Source organism: Psychrobacter sp. JB193 (genome assembly GCF_002285555.1).
In the GTDB taxonomy this organism is placed as follows: domain Bacteria; phylum Pseudomonadota; class Gammaproteobacteria; order Pseudomonadales; family Moraxellaceae; genus Psychrobacter; species Psychrobacter alimentarius.
Genome location: NZ_NRGY01000001.1, coordinates 1,424,566 through 1,438,395 on the forward strand (window position 1 = coordinate 1,424,566; position 13,830 = coordinate 1,438,395).

At 40.1% G+C, this 13,830-nt stretch carries 13 protein-coding genes; 9 read left to right on the forward strand and 4 right to left on the reverse strand.

Features of this window, described 5'->3' with window-relative positions:
* Positions 1–366 precede the first annotated feature (366 nt).
* A complete protein-coding gene (locus CIK80_RS06160; RefSeq protein WP_095569248.1) occupies positions 367–1,650 on the forward strand; it encodes an NAD(P)/FAD-dependent oxidoreductase in 1,284 nt (427 codons plus the stop codon).
* A gap of 119 nt (positions 1,651–1,769) precedes the next feature.
* On the forward strand, positions 1,770–2,780 hold the full coding sequence (locus CIK80_RS06165; RefSeq protein WP_095569249.1) for a pirin family protein: 1,011 nt from the start codon (positions 1,770–1,772) through the stop codon (positions 2,778–2,780).
* A gap of 123 nt (positions 2,781–2,903) precedes the next feature.
* Here CIK80_RS06165 and CIK80_RS06170 read toward each other — a convergent pair whose 3' ends face one another.
* Positions 2,904–4,007, reverse strand: a complete 1,104-nt coding sequence (locus tag CIK80_RS06170; RefSeq protein ID WP_095569250.1) for an alkene reductase — start codon at positions 4,005–4,007, stop codon at positions 2,904–2,906.
* Between the two features lie 285 nt (positions 4,008–4,292).
* The gene (locus CIK80_RS06175) at positions 4,293–5,189 is read right to left on the reverse strand and encodes a DMT family transporter (RefSeq protein ID WP_095569251.1); all 897 of its coding nucleotides are present in this window, start codon (positions 5,187–5,189) and stop codon (positions 4,293–4,295) included.
* A gap of 579 nt (positions 5,190–5,768) precedes the next feature.
* On the opposite strand from CIK80_RS06175, the gene CIK80_RS06185 reads away from it, so the two are divergent.
* Positions 5,769–6,934 (forward strand): IS3 family transposase gene (locus tag CIK80_RS06185; RefSeq protein WP_095568611.1). Its coding sequence is split into 2 segments (ribosomal slippage): positions 5,769–6,027 and positions 6,027–6,934, totalling 1,167 coding nucleotides; the frame shifts between segments, so codons are not numbered across the junction.
* Positions 6,935–7,151: 217 nt separating this feature from the next.
* Here CIK80_RS06185 and CIK80_RS06190 read toward each other — a convergent pair.
* Together CIK80_RS06190 and CIK80_RS06195 are read right to left on the reverse strand one after the other, a co-directional pair.
* Positions 7,152–7,589, reverse strand: a complete 438-nt coding sequence (locus CIK80_RS06190) for a Panacea domain-containing protein (protein ID WP_095569253.1) — start codon at positions 7,587–7,589, stop codon at positions 7,152–7,154.
* Positions 7,586–8,548, reverse strand: coding sequence for a hypothetical protein (locus tag CIK80_RS06195; RefSeq protein ID WP_095569254.1), 963 nt, complete (start codon positions 8,546–8,548; stop codon positions 7,586–7,588). Before CIK80_RS06195 ends, CIK80_RS06190 begins: the two co-directional genes overlap by 4 nt.
* Positions 8,549–8,905: 357 nt before the next feature.
* On the opposite strand from CIK80_RS06195, the gene CIK80_RS06200 reads away from it, so the two are divergent.
* The 6 genes from CIK80_RS06200 (at position 8,906) to CIK80_RS06225 (ending at position 13,533) form a co-directional block, all read left to right on the forward strand.
* Complete coding sequence (locus CIK80_RS06200; protein WP_095569255.1) at positions 8,906–9,910, forward strand: lipoate--protein ligase; 1,005 nt, start codon at positions 8,906–8,908, stop codon at positions 9,908–9,910.
* Positions 9,911–10,129: 219 nt separating this feature from the next.
* Positions 10,130–10,663 carry a PAAR domain-containing protein gene (locus CIK80_RS06205; protein WP_095569256.1) on the forward strand — a complete coding sequence of 178 codons (534 nt, stop codon included), beginning with the start codon at positions 10,130–10,132 and terminating at the stop codon, positions 10,661–10,663.
* Positions 10,660–11,493 (forward strand): hypothetical protein, encoded by an 834-nt coding sequence (locus tag CIK80_RS06210; protein ID WP_095569257.1) that lies wholly within the window; start codon positions 10,660–10,662, stop codon positions 11,491–11,493. Before CIK80_RS06205 ends, CIK80_RS06210 begins: the two co-directional genes overlap by 4 nt.
* Before the next feature lie 4 nt (positions 11,494–11,497).
* Positions 11,498–11,860, forward strand: a complete 363-nt coding sequence (locus CIK80_RS06215; protein ID WP_095569258.1) for a hypothetical protein — start codon at positions 11,498–11,500, stop codon at positions 11,858–11,860.
* Between the two features lie 269 nt (positions 11,861–12,129).
* Positions 12,130–12,705: a hypothetical protein gene (locus CIK80_RS06220; RefSeq protein ID WP_095569259.1), complete on the forward strand. Its 576-nt coding sequence runs from the start codon at positions 12,130–12,132 to the stop codon at positions 12,703–12,705.
* 30 nt (positions 12,706–12,735) lie between these two features.
* Complete coding sequence (locus tag CIK80_RS06225; RefSeq protein WP_095569260.1) at positions 12,736–13,533, forward strand: tetratricopeptide repeat protein; 798 nt, start codon at positions 12,736–12,738, stop codon at positions 13,531–13,533.
* Positions 13,534–13,830: the final 297 nt, after the last annotated feature.

The following is a 13,830-nucleotide window of genomic DNA, read 5'->3' on the forward strand; positions in this document are numbered from 1 at the left end:
AGAGGCGTCTTCCCTAACGTTTAGTACCTTCTACAACATTCTACACTTAACATCAGTTTGCCAAATAAGCCAAGTGGTTGCAAGGTCTCAACATCCAATCATAACAATTCCTCTGTACAGATATATACTCGGTAACTTATGATAAATCCCATTAACGCCGTCACTGACTCATTAGAACACTTACTGATTAAAATGGCTGATTTCTGATGGGTTACTGTGGCGATATGGCATTTAGTCCTTGTAACCTGATAGTAAATATGGACAATAGCCACTCAAGCCATCGCTTCAAACAATGAGATCGCTTTGATTGTTTCACTATCGTCGATTGGCTTTGACCTTTTATCTTTATCACTTTATGAGAACACCATGAGTCATACCCAAAGCGCACCACACCACACTCATTACGATGTCATCGTCATCGGCGCTGGCGCGTCTGGATTATACTGCGCGCTCACTGCTGGTCGCCGTGGTCGCCGCGTACTGGTGTTAGACCATGCCAATAAAGCGGGTAAAAAAATCCTCATGTCAGGTGGTGGCCGCTGCAATTTTACCAATTATTTCGTAGAGCCTGAGCACTTCATCGGTGACAATCCTCACTTTTGTAAATCAGCGCTTAGTCGCTATCCCAGTTGGGAATTTATCGGTATGGTTGAGGCGCATAAGATTCCTTACCATGAGCGCGAACATGGTCAGCTATTTTGTGATGACTCTGCCCAAGATATTTTGACTATGCTGCTGGATGAATGTACGGCAGCTGGTGTGCAAGTACGGTTAAATACCAATATTGATCGTGTCCAAACGCTGAGCCAAGACAATCAAATACGCTTCCAACTGACAACCAGCAAAAAGCTGGGCAAAAAAGACATCGCAAGCGAGAGTAAATCGTCGCAAACGCACTATCGCTGCGAGTCGTTAGTCGTCGCCACAGGTGGACTCTCCATTCCAACCATGGGCGCAAGCAGTTTGGGTTATGAAGTGGCGCAGCAATTCGGTCACACACTCATCGCCACTGATGCTAGCTTGGTTCCCTTTACCTTTACGGATAAAACAGGCGAGTTAATTCGAGCGCTTGCCGGTATCAGTCTGCCCGTGATTGCCAGTAATGAGCGTATCTCTTTTAAACTGCCGGTACTGTTCACCCATCGCGGACTCTCTGGCCCTGCAATGCTACAGCTCTCAAACTATTGGCGCACTGGTGAAGTCATCCGTATTAATTTACTGCCAGAGACTGATGTGACAACACTACTGCTTGCCCGCAAGAAGTCACACCCAAAACAGCTCATACGTACCGTACTGACAGAAAACACCGATGGTGCGCTGCCCAAAAAGCTACTGGCAGCTTTGCAAACGCACTTATGGGATGATATAAAAGAGACCGAACTTGCCAATATTAAAGATGAGCGACTGATTGAGCTGGGTGACACGCTAAACGGTTGGCAGCTCAAACCCTCTGGTACAGAAGGCTATCGTACGGCTGAGGTGACTCGCGGCGGTGTCAAAACCGATGAGGTGTCGTCAAAAACCATGCAGAGTCATTTGCAAGAGGGCTTGTACTTCATCGGAGAGGTGCTCGATGTGACAGGCTGGCTTGGCGGTTATAACTTTCAATGGGCATGGGCCAGTGGTTTTGTATGTGGTGAGGTCGTATAGCCAGACCCTTACTTGATAAACCATATTTAATAAACCCTGTGTGATGAATCCTGATATAAAACCCTTTAACCACCCTTTTTATGAGTAGCAATCACACATATCGTATGATGAGGTGACAAATGCGTGCAATTAAACATGTTCATGGTGATAAAGCGCCCTATTGGGTCGGCGATGGTTTTTTTGTCAGAACCCTCATTAATTATGTAGATGAAAATCCTGATTTTAATTATAGTCACACCGATCCTTTTTTATTGTTCGATTATGGCGAGCCCACGATCTTTGAGCCCAATCCTGAGTATCAAACGCAGCCTCATGGTATCGGTAAACATCCACACAAAGGTTTTGACATCGTAACCATCGCTTATGCAGGCGAGATCACACATAGCGACTCGATGGGTGGTCGCCATGATATTTCGCCAGGCGATGTACAATGGATGACCGCAGGGCGCGGTATTACCCACGAAGAGTTTCACTCGGAGGCATTTGGTCAGCGCGGCGGTGTCTTTAGTATGGTGCAAATGTGGGTCAACTTGCCAAGCACTCACAAACTGACTGATCCTAAATATCAAACCTTTAAACGGACTGATATGCCAGTCGTTACTCTGCTAGACGACAACGCTACAGACCATCAAACGCCTATTGGTAAAGCTGTCATTATCACTGGCGAATGGCACGATATCACAGGCGCTGTCAGTACGTTTACGCCTGTCAATGTCTGGGATATTGAGCTGCATACTAGCGGCAAAGCGAGCCTGCCCATTCCCAATACCCACAATACGTTATTGCTGGTACAAGAAGGCGAATTGCTCGTTAATGGGACGGCTGTGAATGCGGGAAGCTTGATTCAGTTTGAAGCGCCTTCTGATCAAAACGTCCATACTCAAGGCAATCAAGTCCAAAGTAAGCAAACTGAAAGCGAGCAAAATCTTCACACTGCTATACCGTCTACTGACACGATTGAGCTGCGCTACCTAACTTCTGATGAATCATCCGTACCTGTTAAACTCCTGCTGTTTAGCGGTGAGCCTATTGGAGAACCTGTGGCAGGTCATGGGCCATTTGTAATGAATACGCAAGAAGAGTTGCGCCAGACGTTTCGTGACTATCAAACGGGGAATTTTGGTAAATAATTAATGATGCTGCACAAAAAAGCCAGCTAACGGTATCATATAGAGACCGCTAACTGGCTTTTTTGGTGAGTAGCTTTTCAATGAGTGACGTTTGTACTGCCCCCTACATCAGCTACCAAACTTTTATGCTTGATTTAAGAATGGATAGTCGGTATAGCCTTCGATACCGCCACCATAAAAAGACTCTGGACGCTGCTCATTGAGCGCGGCACCTGTGCGAATACGCTCAGCCAAATCAGGGTTGGCAATGTAGTCACGACCAAACGCAACCGCATCAATATAACCCGCTTCGATATTGCGCTCGGCTTTTTCGGCTGTATACCCACCAGCAGCGATAATTAAGTTATCAAAAGCGTCACGCACATTTTGACGGAATTCATCGCTATAAGGCGTACCACCCGCCCAATCAGGCTCTGATAAATGTAGATACATCAAGCCACGTTTATTGATCTGCTCGACCAACCACACATTGTCCTCTTCATTGTAGCCAGCTTCTACATTGTTAAACGTACCCAGTGGAGAAATACGAATACCCACATGATCGGCGTCCCACGCATTGACACAAGCATCAATGACATCAAGCGTTAAACGCGCACGGTTCTCACGACTGCCGCCATATACATCATTACGCTGATTGGTCTGCTCAACCCAGAATTGATGCAACAAGTAACCATGCGCACCATGAATCTCTATCCCATCAAATCCTGCTTCTTGCGCGTTTTTGGTGGCTTGCGCAAAATCCGCAATCACTTGCTCAATCTCATCGAGCGTGGCAGGACGTGGCGGTGTGGCATCCACACGAATCGCTTGATTGTCGCTATCACGTAGAGAGGTACGTATACCAACATCGACATCAGAGGCAGAAATAGGCGCTTTACCCTCAGGTTGTACGCTTTTGTGCGATACAAGACCGGTGTGCCATAGTTGTACGACAATTTTTCCACCTTTTGCATGGACATTATCGACGACCGTTTTCCACGCGACGATTTGCTCTTGAGTGTGTAAACCAGGCGCGCCTGCATAGCCTTTTGCCTGAAAAGAAACCTGCGTCGCCTCCGCAATGATCAACCCAGCCCCTGCGCGCTGTGAGTAGTACTCTCCTGCAAATGGAGTCGGTACGTCACCTGGTTCGATTGAACGAACACGCGTTAGCGGTGCCATGATAATGCGATTTTTTAACGTCTGCGTACCCATTTTTACGGGTTCAAATAAGCTGTCGTGTGCCATAAAATATCCTGTTGTTATCGATTATAAAGATTATTTTTCGCTGAAAAATGCTGATAAAAGCATCTGTAGATATGCTTTTATTGATTTTCTTTATAAGGGATAGATGAGGTTATTCAAGGAAAATTTACAAACAAAAAGGCCAGTACAACATGATATCGGTATTGATAATACTCATTATTCAAATCTTCTTATTACCTTATTAAGTGAATGCCTTTAATAAGATTTACTAACAAAACGATCGATCCGCAAAGTCGCTGTCTGCCTGAGCTTTTAAATGCTTAAAGCTCAAGATTTAAGCATTTTTTTGATAGACAGATTCAAGGATAAATAGGTGCCAAACAGTATCACCACTGAACCGATGATCGCTGGCGTATCCAACGCTTCACCCAGCAATAAGTAACCCAAAACAATCGCAAAAATCGGAATGACTAACGTAATACTGGTGGCACGCATCGGCCCAATGCTTTTAATCAACTGATTCATAAAAATCAGAGCGATGGCTGTTGAGAGCACGCCAATACAAATGACAGACACCCACGCGGTGAGACTGATGCTCTTGCCATAAGGAAACTCATAAAGGGCAACTGGTAGCATTATCACACTGGCAATAATGAGTGAGCCTGCGGTAATCGCCACTGGTGAGACATTGTCTAAATAGTTTCTGGTGATGTTTGCCCCCACGGCATACCCAACACAGGCCAATAATGCGTAACCCATCGGCAATAACCCAGATCCTGATGTGGCACTCTGCTCGCCAAACAGATTCTCACTCATCAAAATAACGACCCCGATAACCCCAATCACCAAGCCTAGGATTTGTTTCTTTGAGAGTCTGTCTTTAAAAAACGTACTGGCGATAAAGCCACTCATCATGGGTACAGAGGCGTTGAGTACTGCCAATACGCCCGCATTTACCGAGCGCGCTGAAAAAGAAAATAAGATAAAAGGTATGGCAGCAGAAAACAGCCCAACTAGGGTCAGTACCTTCCAGTTTTTAACGATGCCTTGTCTGTTTTTCTTTTTGATCAGCACAAAAACCAACATGGTCAGCCCTGCCAATACCACTCGCAAGCTGGCAAAGGCCAATGAACCAAACTCAGGAACGCCAATACGATAAAAAATAAAGGACAGCGACCACATAAAGGAGAGGGTTATAAAAATGATGAGGTCACGGTTGGTCATGGGTTGATCCTATCGAGCGTTGGACGGCATGGGCATATTATAAAAATGCGCAATCGTAAAAGTAGCAGGGAGATAAAAAACCTCGATGATAACTTTTTACGCGCTCAATGGGTATGGTGTTTTCTGTATCTATCGAGGATTTTTGTCTACGTGGTAGTCTTGCTCAATATATAATTGATAGTTTATCGCCGTGCTCCAATTCTTTAAGTAAAGTTAGCTTGTTTATTGGCGTTTGCTTTATGATTTTTATGACAACGTCAGGCTTTAAAGTGAAAGTAAAATAAAAGTTGGTCGAAAATCTTACTACAGCCAATGACGGCTCTATATCGAGTTTACTGTTCATTAATTAAAGAGTACTTCGGTAGTAACCTTCGCTTTTAACCATGAGGTAACTACGTACTTCGTAAATTCATTATTGATATTGTCGCGTAAAAGGGTATGGAAATACCTATCATGCAATATGATGCATTAATCTTAGATAGATACAGCATCGATTTTTATGTCTTTGTTACAGTGAGCTATGCTGAAAAAACTATAGAACCAAACTTGGTAAACTAAGTGTATTCACAGGAGTTTATCATGACTAAGAAAGTCAGAACCTACAGTGCAGCTTTTAAAGCTGAAGCCGTCAAAAAGATAGCAGATAATAATGGCAATGTTTCAGCGACTGCAAAGCAGCTAGGTATAGCGATGCAGACCTTATCTAACTGGCAGAATAAAGCGAATGAAGGCAAGCTTGTCGGCACTAAGCAATATGATCCTGAACTCATGGCCATTATAGAAGAGAATAAACGTCTTAAACGTGATCTCAAGGTTGCTCAGGAGGAGCGAGACATTCTAAAAAAGGCGACGGCGTACTTCGCGAAGCACAGTTGATGAAGTACGTCTTTATCAAGGATAACCAGAAAATATTTAGCATCACCTGCATGTGTCACGTATTAGATGTTAAGCCATCAAGCTATTACAACTGGATAAATCGTGGCATCAGTAATCAGCAGATCCATCGCAATCAGTGTGAGTTGCTAGTCAGAGTGGCTCATGATGAGACTAAGCAGCGCTATGGCTATGAGCGACTGTATGCTTACCTTACAGGGCAAGGATATGCCATAAGTAAGTATATGGTTAGACGTATAAAGGAAGAATGCGGCATTAAATGCCGTCGTCACAAGCGCTTTAAAGTCACCACCAACTCTAATCACAACAAGCTGGTCTATCCAAACCGTCTAGAACAGAAATTTAATGCCAATCGTCCTAATGAGGCTTGGGTCAGTGACATCACTTATATTTGGACAAATGAAGGTTGGCTATACTTAGCAGGTGTTAAAGACCTATATACTAAAGAGCTCGTCGGCTATGTCATCAATAAGCGCATGACCGCTGATTTGGTATGCCGTGCACTTAATATGGCAATCAAAAACAAGCGACCTAGCCAAGGGTTGATTTTACATTCTGACAGAGGCAGTCAGTATTGTAGCAATGAGTATCATAAGATCATTAAGTGCCACCAATTTACAGGCTCGATGAGTGGTAAAGGCAACTGCTTTGATAACGCGCCCATAGAGAGCTTCTGGGGCATATTAAAGAATGAGCTGGTGTATCACCAAGACTATAAAACAAGATTCGAAGCCATCAACGATATCACTAAATATATTGAGCTTGAGTACAACCAAACTAGAATTCAAAAGGGCTTGGGCTATAAAACGCCAAGACAGGTGTGGTTTGACTATTATCGTCAGGCTGCGTAATTAAAATCTCCCAAGTTTAGTTGTACGGATTTGACGGCAGGGGTCACAGGATTTAGGACTTGTAAAGTGTAATATGATTATAAAGGCTATTTTGAGGGAATAGTTTGGGTAAATAATTATAGGTTTAAAAGAGTTAATTCAATAAAAAACGCTCATAAAGAGCGTTTTTTTGGATAAGAGTTCGGTAGGCACGATCCTACTATCACCTTGACTCTAGTCATCTAAATTCTACAAGGTCTAAATAAGTATATCTATTTGATTTCACTATAGGAGGTGTTGAGTAAACATACTCAATAAACCCATTCCAGTACATTCCTCTAGTATCTCGAATTACGTTATCTATAATTCCTCTGATATGAGGATCTAAAATCGGCTTTTCCCCTAGGTACTGAAATATTATCTTTGGAGTACCATATATCGTTTGTGTTTCAACTATACTAATATTAGGATCTATATATGCAACGTCGTAAACATCACGTACAAAAGGTCCGTAATTATCGAAATACCATTTTATACTCGTAACTTGACTACCTGTAATTCTAACTGATTCCCAGTCAGTTAAATAAATCAATTTCGTTAATCTAGCATTAGATAATTCATGTGAGTGTGGATAAACAACACAAATATATTTTATTAGACTATTGAGTATATTCATATTTTGTCCTCACTTACTATAGTTTTATTCAAGATAGCGCGATTGTAATCTAAAAGTTCCAAAATAATACTATCATGTTCGTCCAGAATACGATTTATTTCGGCTAAATCGAACTGCTGATTAACAGTGGTGCTCTCACACAGAAGGACACCTATACGATCGCCTAAATTTTTGGTAATCATATAAGGATAGAAACTTCTACTTTGCATATTGAACTTCCTTGCAACCTCCATCTTAATCCCAAAAGTTTTAGTCTCTTTTAGATATTGATTATCATTACCACTCAAGTGAATAGTGCTTGTATTAGTATCACTACTTACAAAAGCTTTACCAATGACCCCTTCATCCTTTGGAAATCTCAATCTATTAGTTTTGTTATAGCTCACGTTAACACTATATCTACCAAAAATATGTAAGAAATCTTGTTCATCTATATTGCTATCTACACTTATAAGCATATAAAGTGAAATTCTTTCATTAGGTGTGAACCCCAGCTTTTTGGACAGAAAAGCTAAAAACCTTGAAGTTATCTCTCTTGATTCAGATAAATGCTGTGTTTTTAAGTCAGTGATCGCTTCTTGGGCATCATTAAGATTTTGCTTTATTTCATTTAATTCTTTATCTTTCTCTTCAACGTCAAGACTAAGTTGCATCTTTTCATTAATTAATGCGTTAATTTCAGCAACCTCCTTATCTCTTTTCTTTTTATTCTTATATATGAATAGGATATATAAGGGTAAAATAAGAAATAAAATATAGAAGGCTTTGTTCTCTAAGACCTTACTGTATGGAATACTATCATCTCTTATAATTTGCATGAAAGAGCCAAATGAAGGTGTAAAAATAATACCTATTAAAAAAAGTACTAGGCCTTCGATAGTTTTAAAAAACTCTAATACATGCCTCTCTAACCACTTAATACTTTTTACAAGACAAGAATCATTTGTTGGACTAGACATGTTTTTATAAAGCCTTAAACTATAGAAAATACCTTATTATACATATCATATCTATAAAATTACCAATATATGTTGAGCTTAAATATTTATTATACTATTTAAGTCTTTTGACTCGATTTTACTCATATATTTTCTCAAATACTAATCAATAGAAGCTTTATGCGTCATTAGTTGTCGTTTAGTTTTATTCATAAATTATAATTCACCTTCTCTAGAATCTAACCAAAACACCTCGTTACATCATCATCTCCAAATGCCCAAAATCATCTTTCCTACCTACCACCCATTGAATTCCAAACTTGCATCGGTAAGAATGGTTTTATCTAATTTATAAAACCATTCTAAAAAGGACAACTAATGAACCTGCGTATTTTAAAGTCTGCCGTAACCAATCCTTGGTTTAACCTCGCTACCGAAGACTGGATATTCCAAGCACTGGACGCCAATTCTCATACGCTATTCTTATGGCGTAATTCTGAGACCGTCGTCATCGGGCGCTCACAAAACCCGTGGGTAGAATGCAAAATCGATAAAATGGAAGCAGACGAGGTGTTTTTGGCGCGTCGTCAGAGCGGTGGCGGCGCGATGTTTCATGATCTGGGTAATACTAACTTTACTTTTTTGTCGCCTAAAAACAGTTACAACCAAGCAGCGAACTTCACAATTATCATTAATGCGCTCAAAAAACTGGGCATAGACGCTCAGCTTTCAGGTCGCAATGACATTCAAGTCGGCGATCGTAAGATATCGGGTAATGCCTTTAAACACGCTACGGATCGCAGCTTTCACCATGGGACATTACTCGTGAATGCCGATATGCAAAAGCTGGGTGACTACCTCAATCCGCACCCACTTAAGCTAAAAGCCAAAGGTATCAAGTCGGTACGCGCTCGCGTCGCGAACCTAGTTGAGTTCAATGAAGACATCACTCATGAAATCTTATCTAATGCGCTTATTGAGGCGTTTTGCGAGTATTACGGAGAGACTGCGCCAGTAGAAGAGCTAGATGAGGCCAGTCTTGCTAAGCAACCAACGCTTAATCAGTACTATGAGCAAATGGCAGACTGGGACTGGCGCTTCGGCAAGACGCCTGAATTCACCCATCATATAGAAACGCGCTTTGACTGGGGCATCATTGATATGCATCTCGATGTGAAGCAAGCCGTCATTACCGATGTGGTCATTTTCTCTGATGCGCTGAATGTGGAATTGATTGATTTATTAAAGGATGCCCTAGCTGGTGTTAAATATAATAAAGATAACATCAAGACTAGGCTCGATGAATTGAGTCAAGCAAATACCGAGTTGGCAGCGCAAATTGACGATGTATCTCGTTGGTTGATTGGTATACTAAAAAGTTAGATTTTTGCTGGTTATTATTATCAGTAAAAATAGCCTACTTTTCTTTATAACCTTATATTCAAAGATCTCTACATTCAGCATAGACCAAAGGTGTTATATAATCTATAAAATTAGACGAACTTAAGTTTGATGTTTAAGGTGTTAGCCCTCTATAATGTCCTGCAAATAATGGATTCGCTGTAAGAGTCTGAACGTTGGGCATTTTAGCAAGGTAGCATTATGGCAGCCTATATCACAGTTGGCGCAAAGACCTCTCACGGTGGGACAGTCCTTACTGGCTCACCGCATACCACTCATAACGGTATTCCTGTCGCTCGTAAGGGCGATCAAGTCATGTGCAAAAAATGCAAAAAGATGACCGTCATCGTGAGTGGCGATGCTTCTTTTGTGGTCGATGGTGCGCCCATTGCACGCGGCGGCGATGTAACGAGCTGCGGCGCGAAACTGATTGCCAATCAGCAAGCGTTTGCGGAGTCGGATTTTAGTGTCGGTAGTATCGCGCAGGCGGAAGCAATTAAAAAAGAAACTCTAGAACAAGCTAGTAAATATGATACCGCCTTTCATTTTGTAGATAATGAAGATGTTCCTTATGCTGGTTTTCACTATACTGCTGAAAATAAACAAAGCGGCCAAATTTATAAAGGCATTACAGATGAGAGTGGTTGGACGGAGCGTTTCTACTCCGATACTGACGACCAGATTGAGGTTAAGCTGGATTTAGAGTGGCAAAAAGACTTAGGAGCATTTGAATGAGCAATAGCACAAGCGGAAATATGAAGGATGGGGACACCTCCACTAAAATAAAACCAAGACCTTTTATATCAAAGCAGCACCCTCTAAATGATTCAGAAGACCCCTTTACCGCAGCAAAAGTGAAGGAAGAGCTTGAAAATAGATTGGCTCTCAAAACATTTCCACATCAACGTGTATCATCTTTATGTGGGCCAGCAACCCTTTTTTATTGCTTACTTATTGACTACCCAGATATATATAAGCAGGCAGTAGCCGAACTCTGGAGAGATGGTAAAACTACAATAAATCAGCTAAATATTAGGCCTTTTGATGCTAGAAAAGCTAGAGATTTTTTTAATTCTAATAATACTCAGGTAATGAAAGCTATTGACTGGATGACATTAGCAGGTTTGCGTGACTCATGGAATTCTGCTCTATGTTACGACTCTCCTTTAAAACAGGTTGCTGGAATTACAACGCCAGGAGAGATAAAAGACTGGTTTAGACTTGCAGGATATAGAGTAAAAGATACGTACTATATGCCTTCAGTCAACAACTTTATAGAGATTAATGGCTACGTTAAAAACCCAAAGTATCACGTAATCTCTTTATTGGACTCAAGTATTATTTCAACACAAGCAAAAGGCTATTTTGTGTATCCAAATCATTGGATTGTATGGACAGATGTGTTGTGTACTAGCAATAAGCCTATTACTGAGAATCTTACCTTTTCTGATAATGTTAGCTTTAAGCTATTTTCATGGGGAGATCCTGGTATGAGGACTCATGCTGATTTATCTTATGCAAAATTTAGCGCATACATTACGACCACTATTATCATAGAGAAGTAATATAATGAATAAGTACTTAGTTCTCTTTATGGCAACATTGCTATTTGGTTGTGCTCCCAGTGTTGAGGTAACGCCTAATAAACTGCCCGACGCTTACCTGAATCAACCTTATAAGACAAATATAAATATAATAAATTCAGCAGTTGACGACATGACGTTCTATTCAACGTTTTCAGACGCTAGTTTTAAGATTACTCCTACAGTCAGGGAGGGCGGTCAAGACGACTATAATAATTTAACGATTAGTGGCCTACCCACTACTCTTAAACCTATAACAGTTTATATATCAGGCAATACCTATGGAACTAATTTTCCTGGTAAAGATTTTGAAAAAGAGTACAACATTGAGGTGAAGGTTACAGAATAGATAATCTATATTTTCGATGAACTTACTGATAGTAAGAGTCAACTATTCTTTCAAAGTAAATAACTCCAGTATTGTCAGAGACTCAAAATTCTGAGAGAGTAAGATAAGAATGAAGTTATTCACTTTTGGTGTTGGTAACAATTATCTTTAGCAGGTATGAAAAGCAACTCTCTGTTGGGACTAGTAAAGGCTCTACAAATATAGAAGAAGCAACGGACATGAAGTATAACGCTGCAAAAAATATAATAGTGTATACAGGAAAATAATCAGTGAAAATAAGAGGTAAAAAATATAAGTTATCTGATATTTCACTTATTGCTTTCGTTATTATTTTATTTATATGGACTGTAGACTTAGAACCAGATAAAGAGCTAGAAATATATCAACAAGAATTAGTTGCGAAGGAAAGTTGGTTAATATCTCAATTAAATGATATCGCCAATTTTATTAACTTCAACAACAGTGAATATGATTACATTAATCGAGAAGTTTGGTTCACTGCTTGGTATGTCAGTCCCGAGTTTGATAAGAATAAAATGTTACATTTACATAGCTTTCTTCTCAAGGAAGGCTGGATAGATATGACTGATAAAATTGACAAAAACGATTATGATTATATATCTAAGACCTCAAGTAGATCTGATAAAACAGCCAAACGTGTTCGCATTCTATGCAAAGATAAAGCTACCATTTTCATGTATATGACCGACATGCAAAATGATTATGAATATGAATCTTTTGAAGCACGTACTTTAGTAGACTTACTATATGACTATAGTTTACCTTGCTATGACTTAAATGAAAAAATATATGACAATCCTAGTGCTATAGAATTGGATAATTAATAGCTATAACAATTAAAAAAAGGATATTCAATGCATCAAAGAAAAACTACTACTTTCATTCAGTCTTTACTATTAGCTACGCTATTATCAAATGTATTCATCATTTCCGCTTACTCAGCCGAATCATCAAACACTCCTATACTGTCAAATCAAAGCACCCCTGCTGAAATATACGAACTTGGCCTTGCCTATTATGAGGGTAACTCAGTTCCTCAGGATTATGAAAAATCTTTTAGCCTATTTAAAAGAGCTGCTGATCAAGATTATGCTCCTGCTAAATACGATCTCGGTACTATGTATTATGAAGGTATTGGTGTGGAACAAGATTATAAAAAAGCATTTAAATGGTTCCAACAAGCTGCTAACCAAGGGTATTCTAAGGCTCAATTCAATCTCGGTGTTATGTACCATGAAGGTATCACTGTTGAAAAAGATGATCTAGAAACATTTAAATGGCTTCAACGATCTGCTAACCAAGGGGATGCCGACGCTCAGCATCATATAGGCGTCATGTATCATGAAGGTATTGGTGTGGAACAAGATTATAAAAAAGCAATGCAGTGGTATCTGCTAGCAGCTGATCAAGATTTAGATATGGCACAACTTAATATCGGTGGTCTCTACGAGAACGGCTATGGCATGCCGCAAGATTACGACAAAGCTTTTGAGTGGTATCAAAAGGCAGCAGATCAAGGCAATCAAGAAGCCAGTAATCGCATCGGTAAATTGGTCATGAATGGTAAAATCGACGATGAAGACATCGTTATCTATAGTACCCAAGAAACAGGTCTTACCTTGGGTGATTTAGAGAATAGTTCAGAAAATTAAGAAAATATTAATAATGATAGAAACGAGATTTCAGTAGGCACTACGTATTAGAACCTGAATCGGCTATATAATATACAATATCAAAGAAATTCTTCCTAATAATACTTATAACTATTGCCCTATCGTTTCTTAATCATAGGATATATCAACCTCCAATCCTAGGTAAGTTAAAGCTAAGATATATCTCTGGCAAAAACTACCAATTGACTTACAAGGGTGAAAAACTTGCTGGTAAAGTGATAGCCGTAGATTGGTTTATTATGAAAATTATAAAAAGATCTATCATTATTGTATTCT

Excerpts from the sequence above, each read along its gene's own strand:
- CIK80_RS06160 (WP_095569248.1), top strand. The coding sequence starts at position 367 with ATGAGTCATACCCAAAGCGCACCACACCACACTCATTACGATGTCATC.
- CIK80_RS06165 (WP_095569249.1), top strand. The coding sequence starts at position 1,770 with ATGCGTGCAATTAAACATGTTCATGGTGATAAAGCGCCCTATTGGGTC.
- CIK80_RS06170 (WP_095569250.1), bottom strand. The coding sequence starts at position 4,007 with ATGGCACACGACAGCTTATTTGAACCCGTAAAAATGGGTACGCAGACG.
- CIK80_RS06175 (WP_095569251.1), bottom strand. The coding sequence starts at position 5,189 with ATGACCAACCGTGACCTCATCATTTTTATAACCCTCTCCTTTATGTGG.
- CIK80_RS06190 (WP_095569253.1), bottom strand. The coding sequence starts at position 7,589 with ATGAATATACTCAATAGTCTAATAAAATATATTTGTGTTGTTTATCCA.
- CIK80_RS06195 (WP_095569254.1), bottom strand. The coding sequence starts at position 8,548 with ATGTCTAGTCCAACAAATGATTCTTGTCTTGTAAAAAGTATTAAGTGG.
- CIK80_RS06200 (WP_095569255.1), top strand. The coding sequence starts at position 8,906 with ATGAACCTGCGTATTTTAAAGTCTGCCGTAACCAATCCTTGGTTTAAC.
- CIK80_RS06205 (WP_095569256.1), top strand. The coding sequence starts at position 10,130 with ATGGCAGCCTATATCACAGTTGGCGCAAAGACCTCTCACGGTGGGACA.
- CIK80_RS06210 (WP_095569257.1), top strand. The coding sequence starts at position 10,660 with ATGAGCAATAGCACAAGCGGAAATATGAAGGATGGGGACACCTCCACT.
- CIK80_RS06215 (WP_095569258.1), top strand. The coding sequence starts at position 11,498 with ATGAATAAGTACTTAGTTCTCTTTATGGCAACATTGCTATTTGGTTGT.
- CIK80_RS06225 (WP_095569260.1), top strand. The coding sequence starts at position 12,736 with ATGCATCAAAGAAAAACTACTACTTTCATTCAGTCTTTACTATTAGCT.